We start from the raw sequence: 18,459 nt of genomic DNA, 5'->3' as shown, positions 1-18,459 counted from the left end.
CCGAGGGGTCTGCCCGGCGCCCGCGCCCCGCCAATACGGTGGCGCCATGGCTACCAGTGCGACCATCGCCCCGGACGCCCTGTCGCTCGATCCGGGCACGGCGGCGACCCTCACCGTCAGTGTGCTCAACGACACGCTCCTCGTGGAGTCGTTCGAGCTGTCCCCCGTCGGCGAGGTCGCGGCCTGGGTGCGCATCGAGCCCGCGACCCTCACGATCTACCCCGGCCAGACCGAGACCGCGACCGTCACGGTGCTCGCGCCGCGGCTGCCCGAGTCCGTCGTCGGGCAGGTCGCCCTGGGCGTGCGCGCCCGCGCCGTCGAGCAGCCGGATGTCTCGGTCGTGGCCGAGGCCCTGCTCACCGTCAACCCGTTCACCGAGACGGAGGCCGAGCTCCTGCCGCGCATCGCGCACGGTCGCGGTCGCAAGCGGGTGCGGGTCGCGATCGACAATCGCGGCAACGTGCCGCTCGTGGCATCCGTCGCCGGGCAGAGCGACGACCGGCTCGGGCTCTCGACCCCCACGCCCGACGTGTCGGTCGACCCGGGGCACACCGAGTTCGTCGACATCGACCTGCGACCGGTCAAGCGGGTGTGGCGCGGCGACCCGGTCACGCACCAGTACAGCGTGCTGATCTCGCCGGAGGGCGCCGACGAGCCGTTCGTGCTGCCGGGCAGCTACGTGCAGGAACGGGTGTTCCCCAAGTGGCTGTGGAAGCTGCTGCTCGCGCTGCTCCTGCTCCTGCTGCTCCTGCTCGCGCTCTGGTTCTTCGTGCTGAAGCCGACCATAGAGTCCGCCGCGCGCGACGCCGTCGAGGAGCCCCTCGCCCAGGCGAACGACAAGGCCGACGCGGCCGCCGAGCAGGCCGACTCCGCCGCACAGAAGGCCAATGACGCGCTCGAGGCCGTCGGCGAGACGCCCGAGCCGGTCGAACCCGTCGCCACCTCGACGACGACCAACGTCGACATCCGCTTCGAGCTGTCGGATGCCACGGGCGGGGCCCCCGATGAGAGCGACCGGTGGGTCGTTCCGGCGAACTCGGTGCTGCGCATCACCGACGTCGTCATCAGCAACCCCGGGGGCGACTTCGGCACGCTGACGATCGAGAACCGCGACATCGAGGCGCCGATCTTCACGACCGGCATCGAGAACTTCCGCGACATCGACTTCCACTTCGTGACCCCGGTGCAGCTCGTCGACGCCGACGAACTCTTCGCGACGCTCGACTGCGGCCGAGTCGCGCCGCCCGTGAGCGGTCCGGCACGCACCGAGTGCGCGGCATCCGTGCTCATCAGCGCCCGCGTCGTCACGACGACGGGCTGAGGGGCTGACGGCCGATGCCCACCGGACCCGCGCTCCGCGCCGGGGACTCAGCGCTCTGCGCCCTCATGGACGGCCCCAAGCCGCATGTCGGCGGCCCGATCACGCCCGCCGCCGCGGTCATGACCGTGCTGATCGCGAACATGCCAGCCGCGGTCGCCAACGCCATGCCGGGCGGCATCGTGTGCGTCTCGCCCGCGCCGAACGGCATCGCCCAGGGCAGCATGACGGTGCTGATCGGCGGATTCCCGGCCGCACGCGTCGCCGACCTGAGCATGCACGGGCAGCCGATCGCGCCCGGGCCCGGCGCACCGACGGTCATCATCGGCGGGTGAGTTCTCCAGGGAGCCCTGAACCTCGCCCGAGCGGATGCCTCGACCGACGCTGTTCGTACGCATCGTTGGCACGAATTCGAGCCCGACCGCCCATGTAGCTCGCCAAGTGTCGCGCCGACGGTGAGTGCCCGCGGCATCAAACCCGCAGCTGCTCAGCCTGCCAGTTGCCAATGCGGTGCGAAGACGGCGAGAACAGCAAGAAGGATCGCGAACGCGAACAAGACGACCGCGAAAGCTCGAATCACGGTCCTGGATGCGTGCGCTGACGTCTTGAGTCGTGGGAACGCCGTGCCAAAGGCGCGGTCGTTCGCTCGATTGATCTCGGCCGGGAACCAGAGAAATGCGCATCCAGCGACAGCCAACACAACAGCCAGCAAGAGGAGAATCGGATCTACGAACATCGGTGCCTTTCCGAGTAGGGGCCCAACGACGATCCTTGCAAGGAATTCGGGGCTGCTGAATTACTCGGTTCACCCAGAGCGCCGCAGGAAATACTCCGCAAGATCGGCACAGTATGACTTACTGAGAAAGCTAAATCCTCCAATAGCCGTTCCCAGCGGAATCAGATGTAGTGGAAGCGTGCGTGAGCCATTCACAACAGCTAGCTCGATTCCGTTGCGCTTGGCTGAACCAGTGCCAGCGTGGATCGATGCCCATCTCGCGCCTCGGACGTCCGTCCAATGAATCCGCACCATCGCGTAGTAGTCGTCGTCGCCCCCGTAAATCGCAAGTCCCTGATCAGTTTCGACCAAGGTGGTGATGTACCGCGAGAGCTGGTCTTCGTAGTAGGCAGGCTGTTCGTTGTCGTCGCCGCGCAGCGCTGCTAGCTCCTGGAGAGTTTGCTCGGTCGTCTTCACCGAGGCGATGAACCCGAGCCCTTGGCTGGACAGTGCGCGCGCACGACGCGTCGCCTTGCGACCAAGCACTGGGAGCACCACGAAGAAGAAGACTGCAACAGTGACCGGCGGTACTGCATACCAGATCAGGCTCGCACCCGTATCGGCACCCGAAGATCTCGAATCTTGAATGAACCAGTAGACACACAGTGCGGTCAGCGCGACCTGCACCGACAAGAACATGATGAACGCTGGGCCTGGTCCGGATTGTTGAGGCCGAGCCTGCGGAGCGCTCAATGCCATACCGTTCCGAAGTCCAGCACCCACAACAACATCTCTCCGCTATAGAACGACTTCCCGAACTCCCCGACATGGGGTGCAACGGTCCTGATAAGTCCACTTGCCGCGCTGGCTGCAGCTCCGCCCGCAAGCATCGCTACACCTGTTCCGCACTCACCTGTAAGTGAATCACTCAGTGCTTCCGCGGCGCAGGACTCCAGCGCTCCAACTGTTCCAGCCCCGAACGCAGCCATCGCGACGTACGGCACCAATGGAAGGCCGAATCCACTGATCGCCGAGACCATGGCTATACCAGTCAATGTGACTGATGCACCCGACCATCGCCTCGCTGATTCACGGAAGTCTTCCGGATCGTTGCTCGTCTCGGGGACGAATAACAACCTATTGGGCGTCACGCTGCCCTGCCGCCCGATTTTCATGCCGTTGCACTCTGCATCGATGCAGGCACGCTCTCCGCTGAGGTCGAGTTTGTTGATGGGGTCGGCCGGGTAGTCGTAGTTGTTCGTGACACCACCCTCGACGGGGTCGACCTCGAGGAACCGCCCCAACGCGGGCACGTACTGACGGGCACCCATCTCGACCGTCAGAATCGTGCCGGCATGCTCAGTCAACTTCCGGTACCCGCCAAGCCAACCGAAGTCCGCATCCCCGACCAGCGTGTCAGGCCCCGAATCATCCGCCGTCACCGTGCCCGTCTGCCCGGCCATCTGGTCGGCAGACTGCCCGAACGGGTCGTACCGGAACACGCCCGCCGCACGCACACCCGCAGCATCCGCCGTGACCGTGACACTGCCCTGCAGGTTCGGATACGACCACGACTGCCCCTCCACGCTCAGGCTGACCGTGACCCCACCGGGCAGACCCAGCAGACGCTGCAGCACCCCACCGGCACCATCCAGAATGACGGATGCCCCGTCACCACCACCGGTGTGCCCATACCGGATCACGACGGGCTCCTGGTCGGGGGCGGCTTGGGTGCGCTGCACGACCCGGCCGGTCACATCCCGCAGATACGTCACCTGCGTGCCGGCATCCGGACCCGACGTGATACTCGTGGACATGTGCTGGTCGGTGATGTCATACCCGAGAACCTGATCGGCCAGCTTGGTCGTGTTCCCATTTGCGCCTGGTGTTTCCGCGGAAAGAGCAACGTCGGGCGCGAACGGAAACACTCGACGGGCGCCGCTCAGTCCACGCACTTCTGCTTCGTGTAACTTCCGTCCGATTGGAGCCATGCGGCCGGTGCTGGAGGCTGACCCTCAATCGGCAACGCCACTGTGACGTTGTCGCGATCGTTCGGCTTCTGAAGCAGCACATAGACCGCGCTGAGGTCTTCGGGCACGGCCTCGATGCGAGCCTCAGGGAACTGCTCCAAGAGACTCTCGGCGGTGATCACGTCGCCTGAACTGAAGGCGGAGTGCCCGTCGGCCTCCCACTCCGAGTCCTCCACGTCATGCGCGCGCAGTGATATATAGACTCTGCTCACTTCGATATCCGAACACACAGCCACCTCAAGCGACCCATCGACGACGCGCACTGCGACTGGGCCCTGAAGGTTTCTGTACGGGTCGCACCCCGACAACATCATCACGAACGAGAACGCCAGAACTGCGGCGCCCAAGGTGAGCACTCGCCTCTTCATGACGGTGTTGCTGTGATTCTTGGACGCGAAGCGCTCGAGGATTGCCTCGGACCCGTCGCGTTTGTGAGGCGCCTCACCACAACACGACCCGGTGTTGCGTCGTCCTCATCTTCGACAATGGCACCCACTGTGCGGGCGGCTTACGAACGAACGGAGCAAGCAAGACTCGCTGAATGAATGCATTGAGATTCAGGTCGAACCATCCAATGCACGCTCCTACGGACGCTCTCTGAAGCGGCCCAAGAACGATCCAAGAGACGATTGCAAGCGGAATTGCCACCCAAAGCAAGAGCCCTCGAAGAATGAGAACAACGAACTGCAGAAATGTGTTCACATCAATCCTCCGAGCCAATCGAGCCAGTGGTCTCCGCCAGGGAGCACGTTCGCAGCGACCTCTCCGATCCATGGCTCCCAGTCGCTCTCGACTATTGGTCGATCACGTTCTTCGCTGATCTGTCTGACCCCTCTCAGTAGTTTGAATCCTCCACTGCCAGCTTGGTAGGCGCCGTAGACATCCAGCGCAATGCCGATTGGAACCCCTGCGATAGTTGCGGTCGCCCCAGTTCCAGCAGCCAGTGCAACCAACCCTGAAGTCAGCTTTTGACTACCCCAAGCCACGTTGATCACTCCAGCTGTGAGTCTTGGATTAGGGAAGTCCCTGGACTTCTGTTCGGGAATGTACAGCAACCGGTTCGGCGTGACACTACCTTGACGCCCAATGCGCATTCCGTTGCACTCAGACCCGATGCAGGCACGCTCTCCGCTGAGGTCCAGGACGTTGATCGGGTCGGCCGGGTAGTCGTAGTTGTTCGTCACGCCGCCCTCGACGGGGTCGACCTCGAGGAACCGCCCCAACGCGGGCACGTACTGACGGGCACCCATCTCGACCGTCAGAATCGTGCCGGCATGCTCAGTCAACTTCCGGTACCCGCCAAGCCAACCGAAGTCCGCATCCCCGACCAGCGTGTCAGGCCCCGAATCATCCGCCGTCACCGTGCCCGTCTGCCCGGTCACCTGATCGACGGGTGCCCGAACGGGTCATACCGGAACACGCCCGCCGCACGCACACCCGCAGCATCCGCCGTGACCGTGACACTGCCCTGCAGGTTCGGATACGACCACGACTGCCCCTCCACGCTCAGGCTGACCGTGACCCCACCGGGCAGACCCAGCAGACGCTGCAGCACCCCACCGGCACCATCCAACACGAAGGATGCCCCGTCACCACCACCCGTGTGCCCGTAGCGGACCACGACCGGATCCTCACCCGGCGTGGTCTGGGTGCGCTGCACGACCCTGCCCGTGACATCACGCAGATACGTCACCTGCGTGCCGGCATCCGGACCCGACGTGATACTCGTGGTCACGTGCTGGTCGGCGATGTCATACCCGAGCACCTGATCGGCCAGCTTGGTCGTGTTCCCGTGCGCGTCATACGCCAGACCCGCCGCCAGAACGCCCGCGACCACCGGAGTCGCATCAGGGCCGGCAGGGACACCGGCAACCGTCGTGGACATAGTTTGTTCGTCACACGACCCTCGACTGGGTCGACCTCCAAAGACGGAGGCCGGCAATGGATGTGGCGAACCGCGTGACGCACGGTGATCCAGCCTCAGCGCGAAGTCGGCCGAGTCGCGCTATCAAAATGCCCGCATGGCATTGCAGAACTTCCGCCGTCCGAGAAGAACCAGTCGCCGTTCAGTTCGTCCCACGGCACGTCGCCGAGATAGACGGTCATCGAGCGCTCAGGTCCCAGGAACTGTACGGTGACATCCTCCACGCCCTCGACGTTGAGATTCTCCTGGAACTCCGCGACAAGCCTTCCTGGTGTTTCTGCTCCACCGAATGTCGTTCCATCGAAGAGATAGTCCTCACCTTCGAACTCGGAGACGACCACCCATTCCCCGTCAGTCCCTCGACCGCGAACGGAGACACTAACCGACTCGACATCCATGCCAGCGCAGAGGGCCACCGCGACCGTTTTACCTTGCTGGCGAATTGACACGGCTTGCGGCGGCGAGAGCCGAATCTCGCCGCAGCCTGACAAGGCAAGTGCAGCCGTTAGAGCGGCCGCGAGTACGATTACGCCCCGGATGCCACTACCCACAGGGATAGTTTCCATCTGCGAACCCCGCGCCAGCCTCAAATACGTTATGGCACTGATTCCCACCCGACCGCGCAATACGACTCCTCGTCCGTAGGGAAACGACTGCGTGCACTCTATGGGTTACCTGAGAATCACTGGTCACCCCCAAATGGGGGTCACTCTGCTCGACGAAGCAGGGGCCGCTCTGCTCGCCCAAACAGCGAGTCTCGAACCGCCACGGCGAATTCCTCGTGCTCCGCATCGCGGCCCGCATCCGACCGCGCTCACCAACCCGGCGCAGCGACCTCCGGCAGCAACCAAGCGGTGAAGCCCGGCCCGTCGGCCGTGAGGTGCAGAAGACCCGCGGATGCCTCGAGCCGGCCGTCGCCGAACAGGGTCGTTGCGGCATCCGCACCGCCTGAGCCGGCCGCCGGCAGCGCAGCCGCGCCCGCCCCGCCCGCCGGCAGCGCAGCCGGGTCGACCTCGAGCGTGGCCGCCGCCCGCGCCGCGAACACCAGCACCGAGGCATCCGCCGACTCGCGCACGAAGGCGAGGGCGTCGTCGCCGACCGCGAGCCAGCGGATGCCGCCCGTCGAGAGCACCGGGTGCTCCCGTCGCAGTCGCAGCAGCGCACGGTACGTCTCGAGCACGGGCGCGACCTCGGTCGTGCCCTCGGTTCCCCACGGCATGGGCGTGCGCGAGGCCTCGCCGTCTTCGCCCGTGAGGCCGAACTCGTCGCCCGCCCACACGACCGGAATGCCGGGCAGCGTGACCGCGAGGCCGAGTGCGACGGGCACGGTGCCGGGCCTGGCGTGCGTGGCGAAGCGCGGGGTGTCATGCGTGTCGAGCGCGTTCATGGTCGCGAGGCGCGTGCGCCACGAGAACTCGGCGGTGAAACGCAGATGCGTCGCGAGCACGTCGCGGCCGGTGAAGGTCGGCACCCGCCCGAGCGCGAAGCCGATTCCGCCGCCGCCGGGGCTGCCGGGCTCGAGCAGCCAGCTCCACAGCGGTCGCGTGAACGGCGTGTACGTCATCGCGCCGTGCCACGCGTCGCCCTGGAAGTCGGATGCCGCGTCGTTGGTCGACTCGCCGAGCAGGATCGTGTCGGGGTTCACGTCGAGCATCGTGCGGCGGATCGTCTGCCGCACCTCGGCGTTCAGGTCGGCCGCGCCGAGCCGCCCGGTCATGTTCGCGACGTCGATGCGCCAGCCGTCGAGGCCGAACGGCGCCTGCAGGTAGCGGGCCACGACCGAGTCGGGCCCCTCGATGAACCGGCGCCGCAGCTCGGCCGAGCTCCAGTCGAACTTGGGCAGGCTGGGCACGCCGAGCCACGACTCGTATCCCCCGCCGTCGGCCCCGTCGGCCCCGTCTGTCTCGTCGCGGAAGAAGTAGAACCCCCGCTCGGATGCCTCGGGGTCGGCCTGCGCCGCCCGGAACCACTCGTGCGCATCGCCCGAGTGGTTCGACGTGAGGTCGCCGATGACGCGGATGCCACGCGCATGCGCCGCCTCGACGAGTCGCACGAGCGCCTCGTCGCCGCCGAGCAGTTCGTCGACGTGGTCGAAGGTCGACGCGTCGTAGCGATGGTTCGACCGCGCCGGGAACACCGGCGTCAGGTAGAGCAGGTCGACGCCGAGCGATTCGAGGTGACCGAGCCTCTCGCGCACGCCGTCGAGGTCGCCGCCGTAGAACTGCGCCGAGCGGTAGGGCGGGTCGAGGCGCTGCGGGTCGCCCCACTCCGCCGGGAACGCCCAGTCGGGTGTCGGGCGCCCGGCCGCGGCATCCGATCTCGCGAACCGGTCGGGGAACACCTGGTACATGACGCTCGACGCCGCCCACGCAGGGGCCGGTTCATGTGCGACGAGGCGGAAGTCGTCGCGATCGCGCGTCTCGGTGCCGCTGAGCCCGAGCTGGTTCAGCCAGTGCTGGCGGCCGTCGGCGCCGACGAGCAGCCACCGGTACCCGTGCACGGGGTTCTCGACCTCGACCTCGGCCTGCCACCACTGCCAGTTCTGAGCGTCGGCGTCGGCGTCGTCCTCGTCGCCCGCGGCCGACGCGACGACGGATGCCTCGTCGAACCGCGGCTCGCGGTTCGGGTTCGACCTCGTGCCCACCCACGCGAGCTCGCCGATCGGCGTGCCGTCGGCAGCGACGGCGCCGCTGGGCACCCGCAGCCGCACGCGCACCGTCTCGCCGAGCGTCGGCGCAGGGTTCGACACGTGCAACCCGGACCCATCGTGGTGCGGCGTCAACATCCCCTCATCCTCCCAGCCCATCTGCGCAGCCCGTTGCAGAATTCAGGACGGTTGCCGGGAAGCCCCCGCAACCAAGCACTTCACCAGGAGCTTGCCCGTGCATAACGACCACATGTTCCTGAATTCTGCACCACACCACCGAACGCCTGCGTCCGCACGGGGTGAGCCCTACTTGACGGCGCCCGCTGTCAGGCCGCCGACGATGTACTTCTGCAGGAACAGGAACAGTGCCACGACGGGCAGCGCCGCGATGACCGCGCCGGCCGAGAACGCGCTCCAGTCGGCGTAGCGCGGGTTCGACACGAGCTTCGTGAGCCCCACCGCCAGCGTCTGCTTGTCGGTGTCGATGAGCAGCACGGATGCCACGACGAACTCGTTCACGGACGCGATGAACGAGAGCAGCGCGACGACCGCGAGGATCGGGGCGACCAGGCGCAGCACGATCGTGAAGAAGATGCGCGCATGCCCGGCGCCGTCGATCTTGGCCGCCTCGTCGATCGAGACGGGGATCGTGTTGAAGAAGCCGTACATGAGGAAGGTGTTCACGCCGAGCGCGCCGCCGAGGTAGACCATGATCAGGCCGATGTGCGTGTTCAGGCCGATGGCCGGGAACAGGTCGCCGATCGCGCTCATGAGCAGGAAGATCGCGACGACCGCGAGCAACTGCGGGAACATCTGCACCACGACGATGCCGATGAGGCCGAACCGACGACCCGTGAAGCGCATGCGCGAGAACGAGTACGCGGCGAGCGCCCCGAGGAACACCGTGAGCAGCGCGGTGATGCCCGAGATGACGAGCGTGTTGCCGAGCCAGGTCGTGAACGGCACCTGCGGGTCGGTGAGGATCCGCACGTAGCTGTCGAGCCCGATCTTGGAGAACAGCGCGTTCGAGCCGGTCAGCGTGCCGTTGGGGTTCAGCGACGACGAGATGACGAACACGATCGGGAACAATGCGAACGCGACCATGACGACGCCGACGACATGGCGCCAGCCGGTGTCCGTGAACCACCGTCTGAGGTTGAACGGCCGCTTGGGCATCTCCCGCACGGGGCCGGGTGCGAGCGTGCTGTGCGCGCGGGTCGAGTCGTCGACGTCGCCGAACTCCGCGAGTTCGCCCACCACGAGGCCGGCCTGGGTTCCGGGAACGGGCTTGCGGGCCATCAGTTCAGCTCCTCGAGGGACTTGGTTCGGCGGAACGCGATGATCGAGATCACGGCGACGATGATGAAGATGAGGATCGAGTAGGCGCTCGCGAGACCGTAGTCGCGGGTCTGCCCGGTGAACGCGACCTTGTAGACCATCGTGATCAGGATGTCGGTGAAGCCGACGGGAATGGGCGCGTTCGAGTCGCGCGGCCCGCCGTCGGTGAGCATGTAGATCGTGTTGAAGTTGTTGAAGTTGAACGCGAACGACGCGATGAGCAGCGGTGCGACGCTCACGAGCAGCAGCGGCAGCTTGATCAGGCGGAAGACCGCCCACGGCCTGGCGCCGTCGACCTTCGCGGCCTCGAGGATGTCGTCGGGAATGGACTGCAGGGCGCCCATGCACACGAGGAACATGTACGGGAAGCCGAGCCAGAGGTTCACGATGAGCACCGAGACCTTCGCCAGCCATGGATCGGTCAGCCAGGGTATGGATGCCCCGCCGAAGAGCACCTGGTTGATGAAGCCGAAGCTCTCGTTCATCATGCCGGCCCAGATCAACGCCGACAGGAACGACGGGATCGCGTACGGGAGGATCATCAGCACGCGGTAGGCCATGCGCCCGCGCATGCGCAGGTCGTTGAAGACGATCGCGAGGAACAGGCCGAGGAAGAACGTCGACGCCACCGAGATGAGGGCGAAGGCGAACGTCCAGAGCGTGACGTAGACGAGCGGGCCGGCGAGGCGCTGGTCGGTGACGGCGCGCACGAAGTTGTCGAAGCCGATGACGATCTGCCAACCGGGCAGCAGCTCCTCGCCGACGTCGGAGGTGAAGGCGCCCGTGCCGATGTCGGAGTACACGGTGCCGGTGTCGAGGTCGGTCATGGTGCCGGCGGCCTCGTCGTACTCGAGCGTCGAGACGTAGAGGTACGCGCTGGAGCCGTCTGGCGTGCGCACCGCGCCGTCGTTCGGGTCGTCGGAGAAGGGCACCGCGAGCGCCGTGATCTCGTCGGTGCGGGCGAGCACCTGGGCGAAGCTGAGGGTGGTCCAGCCGTCGGCGGCGACCGCCTTCGAACCGTCGAACTCGGCGTCGACCGGTTCGAGGGGCAGCTCGGCGGTGCCCACGAGGGCGTCGCCCTCGGGGTCGGTGACGAGCAGGCCGAGCTCGCCGCCGCGGTCGACCACGGTCACCGGATAGGTGGCGGAGTCCTCGACGCGCTCGAGCGAGGAGGCCATGAGCGAGGAGACCGCCTGCTCCTTCGAGCCGTTGTGGCCGGTGCCGTAGTTCGTGAAGGCGATGTAGCCGGTGTAGACGAGCACGAACACCTGGAAGACGACGAGGAAGATCACGCCGGGCGTGAGGTACTTCGCCGGGAGCTTGCGCCGCGAGAAGTAGATCCAGTTGACGAGGATCGCGACGCCCGCGACGATCGCCGCGACCAGCCACTGGCCCGCCCCGACGAGGATGATGACGCCGAAGATCGCCAGCGCGTCGACGATGCCGAGGCCGAGCATCTTCACGAGCAGCACCTTGATGCCGACGGATGCCGCGTCGGCGATGCCTGCGGCCTGTCGCTGTCGCCTCGTAGGAGGCGTACCGCGGCCTCCCGTCGTGGGATCGCCGGCCGTGGCCGATTCGGTGGTGGTGCTCATGCTGCTCGCTCTTCTCGTCGCGTCGGGGAAGACGTACGCCCAGAGGCGGAACCCGCCGACCGACCCGCGCGATGCGCGTTCCGGATCCGACGAGCCCCGCCCCGAGGCATCCGCTCTGCTACTCGATGGCCGCCTGCACGTCGCTGGCGAGCTTCTGCCAGGTCGCCACCGGGTCGGCACCGTTGATGATGTCGGCCTCGGCGATGCCCCAGTACTGCCAGACCGCGCCCATGGCGGGAATGGCCGGCATCGGCACGGCGTCGGCACCGGCGGCGGCGAAGCCCTCGATGATCGGGTCGCTCGAGGCGGTCTCGGCGGCCGCGGCGTTCGCGGGCAGGACGTTGCCGGCCTCGAACAGCTCGAGCTGGGTGTCCTCGCTGCCGAGGTAGTTGACCAGGAAGTCGTTCGCGGCGACCTTGTTCTTCGACTCGGCCGAGACGAAGAAGCCCTTGACGCCGGCGAAGGGCTGGGCCGGGTCGGCGGTCGGGCTCGGCGTCGGGTCGACCGCCACGTTGATGCCGGCGTCGACGGCCGCGCCCACGTTCCACGGGCCGGTCAGCCAGAAGGCGGCCGTGCCGTCGATGAACGCCTGCTTGGCGATGTCACCGTCGATGTCGGTGTTGAAGAGGCCGGTGCCGTTCTTGCCCTGCGAACCGAGCCAGGTGGCGAACGCGTCGCCGCCCTCGTTGCCGATCTGCAGGTCGGTGGGGTCGTAGCCCTGGTCGTTCGAGCCGAAGACGGGTGCGCCGAATGCGGTCTGGAACGGGTACAGGTGGTAGGGGTTGCCCTCGGCGCCCTGCTCGACGACGAACGGCTGGGTGAGGCCGGCGGCCTTGCCCTTCGCGATCATGTCGTCGAAGCTCGTCGGCGCCTCGGGAACGAGGTCGGCGTTGCGCAGCACGGCGATGTTCTCGACCGCGTACGGGAGCATGTAGACGGTGCCCTCGTAGGTCGACGCGTCGATCGCGACCGGGAGGTAGTCGGCTGCGGAGTCGCCGAGCTCGAGCGGGGCGACGACGCCGTTGGTCGACAGTTCGCCGAGCCAGTCGTGCGCGCCCATCGTGATGTCGGGGCCCTTGCCCGTCGGCACCTGCTGGATGAAGTCGTCCTTGATGTCGGCGTTGTCCTTGCCGACGAGGTCGACCTTGACGCCGGTCTTCTCGGTGTAGGCGTCGGCCGCGCCCTGCAGCGCGTCGACGCGCTCGGCGTCGACCCAGACGGTCAGCGTGCCGCTGGCCGAGGCTTCGCCCTCGGAGCCGCTGTCGGCGCCGGCGCAGCTCGCGAGGCCGAGCGTCGCGACGACCGCGACAGCGCCCGCGGCGAGGAGGCTCTTCGTGTTCACCCTCATTGGTGTGCCCTTCTCAGTGTGCGTGAGATCGGCGCCTTCGCCGGTGCCGTGCCCCTGTGCCCCGTACGGGGGAAGGGGCCCGCGCCATGATGAAAGGCCGTTCTTCCGTGTGGATTGCCCGCAGAAAATGCAAGCGATTACAGGTATACCTTTCCCGTAGTCAATCGCAAAACCGGGAGGCGGCTATCGATACGGGTTTGTGACCATTGGTGTTTCCAATGCGTTATGCAAGCGTTTCCATTGGCTTGACGGATGTCGTACAGTGTCGCCATGACTTCCGAGTGGTGGCGCACCGCCACGATCTACCAGATCTATCCCCGCTCCTTCGCCGACGCGAACGGCGACGGCATGGGCGACCTCGCCGGCATCACCGCGCACCTGGCCGACCTGCAGGAGCTCGGCGTCGACGCCATCTGGCTCTCGCCGTTCTACACCTCGCCGCAGCGCGATGCCGGGTACGACGTCGCCGACTACTGCGACGTCGACCCGCTCTTCGGCACCCTCGCCGACTTCGACGAGATGCTCGACGAAGCGCATGCCCGCGGCATCCGCGTGATCGTCGACCTCGTGCCGAACCACTCCTCCGACGAGCACGAGTGGTTCCAGGCCGCACTCGCCGCCGCGCCCGGCAGCGCCGAACGCGCGCGCTACCTGTTCCGCGACGGCCGCGGCCCTGTCGGCGACGAGCCGCCCAACAACTGGGACTCCGTCTTCGGCGGCCCCGCGTGGACCCGCGTCACCGAGGCCGACGGCCGACCCGGCCAGTGGTACCTGCACCTGTTCGACAGCTCGCAGCCCGACTTCGACTGGACGAATGAGGAGGTGCGCGAGGAGTTCCGCCGCATCCTCCGCTTCTGGCTCGACCGGGGCGTCGACGGCTTCCGCGTCGACGTCGCGCACGGCATGATCAAGGCCGACGGCCTGCCCGACTACACGCCGCCCGCCGAGGGCGGCAGCATGGGCGGCGCCGGAGGGGTCACGACGGCGGATGCCGCGACCGACGAGACTGCGGACGGCGGTGCGCCCGGCGGTGTCGCACTCGAGCCCGAGATCAGCGACGAGGGCGACGGCGCACCCTACTGGGGCCAAGACGGCGTGCACGAGATCTACCGCGACTGGCGGGCGCTGCTCGACGAGTACCCCGACGACCGCATCCTCGCCGCCGAGGCGTGGGTCGACCCGCTCCCCCGCGTGGCCAAGTGGGTACGCCCCGACGAGATGCACCAGGCGTTCAACTTCGCCTACCTCGAGACCCCGTGGGATGCCGCGGCCCTGCGCCTCGTCGTCGACGCGTCGCTCGCCGCATTCGGCGCCGTCGGAGCGCCCTCGACGTGGGTGCTCTCCAACCACGACGTCGTGCGCCACGCCACGCGCCTCTCGGTCACCGAGGCGAACCCGCAGGGCCACGGCCTCGGCCCCCGCTCGAAGGGCATTCCGGCCTACGCCGACGGCGTGCACCGAGCCCGCGCCGCGACCGCGTTCATGCTCGCGCTGCCCGGCTCGTCCTACCTCTACCAGGGCGAGGAGCTCGGCCTGCCCGAGGTCATCGACCTGCCAGACGACGCCCGCCAGGACCCCACCTGGTTCCGCACGAACGGCGAGCGCTACGGACGTGACGGATGCCGCGTGCCGCTGCCCTGGAGAGCGGATGCCGCGAACTACGGCTTCGGCGCCACCGGAACGCCCTGGCTCCCGCAACCGGCCCTCTGGGGCGCGCTCGCGCGCGACGTGCAGCGCGAGGACCCGTCCTCGACGCTCTCGCTCTACCGCGACGCGCTGCGCCTGCGGCGCGAGCACGGCCTCGGCGCCGGAACGCTCGAGTGGATCGAGCTCGACGGCCCCGACGGCGCTTCGCCCGAGGCATCCGACGCAGCGACCTCGGCGACCTCGGCGACCGAGGCATCCGACGCGGCAATCTCGGCGACCTCGGCGACCGCGCCGACCTCGGCGACCGTCGCGGCCTTCCGCAACGGCGACGTCATCGTCGTGGCGAACACCGGCTCGACGTCGGTGCCGCTGCCCGCGGGCACGGTGCTGCTCGCCAGCGGGCCGCTCGACGGCGATTCACTGCCCGGCGACACGACCGCCTGGATCGCCGCCTGACGCAGCCTCCGCGCCGGGCCTGAGCACCCCTGCAGAACGGGCCGGCATCCGCATTCCGCGGATGCCGGCCCGTTTCGCGTGCGCGCGGTCGCGGTCGCGGCCCGCGTGACGCCGCTTCGCTCCGCCACGGCCCTTCACCGCCCGCACAGGACGTCGTGGGCCCGCAAAGGGTCGTGGCGCGAAGGGTGTCCAGCGCGCGAGGGGCCGTGCTGCGGCATCCGCACGCTCCTGCGACCCTGTGCGGCCTGGAGGTCGCACGGCGATCTGCCTCCAGCCCGCAAAGCGTCGCGGGATCGAGGGGGCGAACGACCTATCGGCTCAGTTCGTGTTGGCGTAGAGCCATTCGAGCGGGTCGACCCACTCGCCGTCGACGCCGCCGATGCGGATCTCGAAGTGCAGGTGCGGGCCGGTCGACATGCCCGTGGTGCCCGTGAGCCCGACGATGTCGCCGACCTTGATGACGTCGCCCACCTCCATGCGGCGCGAGTCGTACTGCATGTGGGCGTAGACGCTCGTGATGGTCTGGCCGTCGATCTGGTGGTCGATCATCGTGACGACGCCGAGGGACCCGCCCTCGTCGGTCGACTGCGAGACGACGCCGTCGGCGATCGCCTGGATCTGGGCGCCGAACCCGGGGTTGAAGTCCTGACCGTGGTGGTCTTCGGAGCAGCCGGCGCAGTCGCGGTAGCCGAACCGGTCGCCGATGTGCACTCCGACCGCGAACGGCCACTGGATGGTGCCGCTCGGGTTGTTCGTGAACGTCGCCTCGGCGCGGATGCCGGCGGCCTCGGCGTACTCCTCGATGGTCTGCGAGGCGTAGCCCTCGCGGTCGACGGAGGGTGCCGTGACGTCGCCGATGGCCAGCGACTGCCCGTCGATGGAGTCGGCGCCGCTCTGCGAGAGGGCGAGTGCCTGCACGTCGTCTTCGCTGAGCAGCGACAGGGCCGGGATGGTCGTGGTCACCGCGAGCATGGCGACGAAGCTCATCGCCACGATGCTCGCGAGGCCGCGCGCGCGGCGCCGGGCGGGCGAGGTGCGCACGCTGCCCGACGTGGACGCCGCAGCGGGGGCGACCGCCTGGGCCTCGGGGCCACCTCGGCGGCGGCCGGGGGGCGTGGCCGTCGCGCGACGGGAGGAGCGAGCGGATGCCGCGGGCTGGTCGCCCGGCTCGCCGCGCTGCTCGCGCCGCGTGGCGCGGACCCCGGCGGAGGGCTCGTGCGCCGTGACGGTGTGCGCCGACGTCTCGTGCGGGGCATCGGACGCGACGGACGCCTGGACGCCGAAGATGTCGAGTCCGTCGGCGAGACCGAGGTCGAGCTGCGGCGGCGCGGCCGGGATCGCGAGCGGAACGCCGGCGACCGGCTCGGGCGACGGGACGACCGTCGGGTCGCTCGCGGCGGCGGCGGCGCGGCGCGCTCGGCGCGGGGTGTCGGCGGGAGGCGCGACGGGCGCAGCAGGCGCGGGCTGCGCGACGGGCGCAGCAGGCGCAGGCGCGGCGGGCGCGGCCGCCGCAGCGGCGCGGCGGGTGGTCGGAGCAGCCGCGGCGGGCGCGGGCAGCGGGGCGGGGACGTCAGCGGCACGTCGCGACGTGCGAGTCGGAGCAGGCGCCGGGGGCGTGGAACCGAAGAGCGCATCGAACGCGGGGCGGGCCGCGGCCCGGCTCGTGGGCGCACTGGCGGGCGCAGGCGCCGCGGGCTGCGCCGCGACGGGTGCCGAGGCCGCGGGCGCCGGGCGCGCAGGCGCCGAGGGGGCCGCGGGCATCGACACCGCGGCATCCGGAGCCGTCATCGCCCCGTCTCGAAGGGCCTGCATGGCCTCCCGCTCGCGAAGCTCCCGACGGGTCAGGGGTCGCCCGGACCGCAGGGGATCCTGGGTGCCTGGCGTGGAATCGTCGGGCACGAGGGGGGACTCGAGCACGTGGGGGAACCTTCGACGTACGAACGGGGAACGGAGGTGACATCCCGATCTGACGCCGGGATAACGGATTGGTAAAGCGTATATCGAACCCGCCGTTCACGCCATGCGCCGGACCAGTGGATCCGTCGTCGTCCGGCCCCCTGACGACGCGTTCCGCATGAATGCCGGTGCGGATGCTCGCACCCGCTCCGAGCCGCCGCCGACCTGAGAGAGTCCTGCGAATCCAGGGGCCCCGGCGAGGCCGATCACCGGCTCGAGCACAACCGGAAGCAGGCGCCGCCGCACCGCGGCTCAAGGCACCCCGGCTCAGGCATCGAGGCCGGAGGCCCGCAGCAGCGCCGCGAACGCGTCGTACAGGTCTGGCGCGCTCGCGATCAGGAGTTCGGAGTCCTCGGCCCCGCCGCGCGGTCCGCCGACCCGCGCACCGGCCTCGCGCGCGATGAGCCCGCCCGCGGCATGGTCCCAGGCGTTCAGCCCGCGTTCGTAGAAGGCGTCGAGACGCCCGGCGGCGAGCCCGGCCAGGTCGAGCGCAGCCGAGCCGATGCGGCGGATGTCGCGCACCTCGGGCAGCACGCCGCGCAGCACGTCGGCCTGCTCGCGCCGCACGTCGGAGGCGTAGCCGAATCCGGTCGCCACGAGCGCATGCCCGAGCGGCACCCCGGTGTTCACGGCGAGCGGCTGCCCCATCGACCGCGCTCCCCCGCCCAGGCTCGCCTCGAACAGCTCACCGGTCACGGGGTTCACGACGACCCCCGCGAGCGTGACGCCGTCGATGGCACCCGGCCGCATGGCGGCATCCGCCCGCCCCGCGGCATCCGCCCCCGACCGCTCGGCCACGGCGATGCTCACCGACCACGACGGGATGCCGTAGAGGAAGTTCACGGTGCCGTCGATCGGGTCGACGATCCAGTCGAGGCCGCTGGTGCCGATGTGGGCGGCGTCCTCTTCACCGACGATGCCGTCGTCGGGGCGCGCGTCGAGGATCAGCGACCGGATCAGCGCCTCGGTGTCGCGGTCGACCGCGGTCACCACGTCGGTCGGCGTCGATTTCGTCGCGGCGACGCTCACCCCCGCGCGCCGCGCCTCGAGCGCGAACTCCGAGGCGCGCACCGCGATGTCGCGGGCGAGGGCGAGCAGGTCTGCGGATGCCGCGGGCGAGGTCATGCCCCCACGCTACGCGGGGCCCGCCACGGCGTCACCCGCCGCAGGCGAGCTGTGAGGGGTTTGTGAGGAGCTTCTGCGGGCACGCACGCGAAAGCCCCGGTCGGATCCGAGGATCGGCCGGGGCGCATGGTGGCGAGTGAGGGATTCGAACCCCCGAAGTCGATGACAGCTGATTTACAGTCAGATCCCTTTGGCCGCTTGGGTAACTCGCCAGTCGCACCCGACCGCGTTCTGCACACGACCGGGGGCCTGTCAAGGATACCCGCAGGGTGGCGTGTCGTGAAATCGAGGCGGACAGCGGATGCCGCGGCCCGCTCTCCGACCGCCGGGCGGGCCTCGAGGCGCGTGCTCAGCAGGTCC

15 protein-coding genes and 1 tRNA gene are annotated in these 18,459 nt (G+C 68.6%); 3 read left to right on the top strand and 13 right to left on the bottom strand.

Annotated elements, in window-relative coordinates; translation table 11 throughout:
- Positions 1–46: 46 nt before the first annotated feature.
- Positions 47–1,321, top strand: a complete 1,275-nt coding sequence (locus tag AC3IPY_RS02290) for a COG1470 family protein (RefSeq protein ID WP_489186382.1) — start codon at positions 47–49, stop codon at positions 1,319–1,321.
- 14 nt (positions 1,322–1,335) lie between these two features.
- Positions 1,336–1,653: a PAAR domain-containing protein gene (locus tag AC3IPY_RS02285; protein WP_489186381.1), complete on the top strand. Its 318-nt coding sequence runs from the start codon at positions 1,336–1,338 to the stop codon at positions 1,651–1,653.
- A gap of 470 nt (positions 1,654–2,123) precedes the next feature.
- Here AC3IPY_RS02285 and AC3IPY_RS02280 read toward each other — a convergent pair whose 3' ends face one another.
- From AC3IPY_RS02280 to AC3IPY_RS02235, 10 genes are all read right to left on the bottom strand, one after another.
- On the bottom strand, positions 2,124–2,732 hold the full coding sequence (locus AC3IPY_RS02280; RefSeq protein WP_489186380.1) for a hypothetical protein: 609 nt from the start codon (positions 2,730–2,732) through the stop codon (positions 2,124–2,126).
- Between the two features lie 50 nt (positions 2,733–2,782).
- Positions 2,783–3,988, bottom strand: coding sequence for an RHS repeat-associated core domain-containing protein (locus AC3IPY_RS02275; RefSeq protein WP_489186378.1), 1,206 nt, complete (start codon positions 3,986–3,988; stop codon positions 2,783–2,785).
- The gene (locus AC3IPY_RS02270; RefSeq protein ID WP_489186376.1) at positions 3,976–4,431 is read right to left on the bottom strand and encodes a hypothetical protein; all 456 of its coding nucleotides are present in this window, start codon (positions 4,429–4,431) and stop codon (positions 3,976–3,978) included. Before AC3IPY_RS02270 ends, AC3IPY_RS02275 begins: the two co-directional genes overlap by 13 nt.
- Before the next feature lie 330 nt (positions 4,432–4,761).
- Positions 4,762–5,445 (bottom strand): RHS repeat-associated core domain-containing protein, encoded by a 684-nt coding sequence (locus tag AC3IPY_RS02265; protein ID WP_489186375.1) that lies wholly within the window; start codon positions 5,443–5,445, stop codon positions 4,762–4,764.
- Positions 5,442–5,948, bottom strand: coding sequence for a hypothetical protein (locus AC3IPY_RS02260; RefSeq protein WP_489186374.1), 507 nt, complete (start codon positions 5,946–5,948; stop codon positions 5,442–5,444). The genes AC3IPY_RS02265 and AC3IPY_RS02260 overlap by 4 nt, the downstream gene beginning before the upstream one ends.
- 95 nt (positions 5,949–6,043) lie before the next feature.
- Positions 6,044–6,538 carry a hypothetical protein gene (locus AC3IPY_RS02255; RefSeq protein ID WP_489186373.1) on the bottom strand — a complete coding sequence of 165 codons (495 nt, stop codon included), beginning with the start codon at positions 6,536–6,538 and terminating at the stop codon, positions 6,044–6,046.
- A 263-nt stretch (positions 6,539–6,801) separates the two neighbouring features.
- Positions 6,802–8,772 (bottom strand): glycoside hydrolase family 13 protein, encoded by a 1,971-nt coding sequence (locus AC3IPY_RS02250; protein ID WP_489186372.1) that lies wholly within the window; start codon positions 8,770–8,772, stop codon positions 6,802–6,804.
- Between the two features lie 168 nt (positions 8,773–8,940).
- Complete coding sequence (locus tag AC3IPY_RS02245; RefSeq protein ID WP_489188415.1) at positions 8,941–9,810, bottom strand: sugar ABC transporter permease; 870 nt, start codon at positions 9,808–9,810, stop codon at positions 8,941–8,943.
- Positions 9,811–9,932: 122 nt separating this feature from the next.
- Positions 9,933–11,567: an ABC transporter permease subunit gene (locus AC3IPY_RS02240; protein ID WP_489186370.1), complete on the bottom strand. Its 1,635-nt coding sequence runs from the start codon at positions 11,565–11,567 to the stop codon at positions 9,933–9,935.
- Between the two features lie 118 nt (positions 11,568–11,685).
- Complete coding sequence (locus AC3IPY_RS02235) at positions 11,686–12,915, bottom strand: sugar ABC transporter substrate-binding protein (protein ID WP_489186368.1); 1,230 nt, start codon at positions 12,913–12,915, stop codon at positions 11,686–11,688.
- A gap of 270 nt (positions 12,916–13,185) precedes the next feature.
- On the opposite strand from AC3IPY_RS02235, the gene AC3IPY_RS02230 reads away from it, so the two are divergent.
- Entirely contained in the window at positions 13,186–15,018 is a 1,833-nt protein-coding gene (locus AC3IPY_RS02230; protein ID WP_489186367.1) for a glycoside hydrolase family 13 protein, read from the top strand.
- A gap of 318 nt (positions 15,019–15,336) precedes the next feature.
- Here AC3IPY_RS02230 and AC3IPY_RS02225 read toward each other — a convergent pair whose 3' ends face one another.
- From AC3IPY_RS02225 to AC3IPY_RS02215, 3 genes are all read right to left on the bottom strand, one after another.
- Positions 15,337–16,935, bottom strand: a complete 1,599-nt coding sequence (locus AC3IPY_RS02225) for a M23 family metallopeptidase (protein WP_489186365.1) — start codon at positions 16,933–16,935, stop codon at positions 15,337–15,339.
- A 306-nt stretch (positions 16,936–17,241) separates the two neighbouring features.
- The gene (locus AC3IPY_RS02220) at positions 17,242–18,099 is read right to left on the bottom strand and encodes an inositol monophosphatase family protein (protein ID WP_489186363.1); all 858 of its coding nucleotides are present in this window, start codon (positions 18,097–18,099) and stop codon (positions 17,242–17,244) included.
- 127 nt (positions 18,100–18,226) lie between these two features.
- Positions 18,227–18,311, bottom strand: a tRNA-Tyr gene (locus AC3IPY_RS02215).
- Positions 18,312–18,459: the final 148 nt, after the last annotated feature.

The organism is Agromyces sp. GL_144, assembly GCF_057834305.1.
The sequence above is the reverse complement of the archived record's forward strand: the minus strand, read 5'-3'. Positions and strand labels throughout refer to the sequence as shown.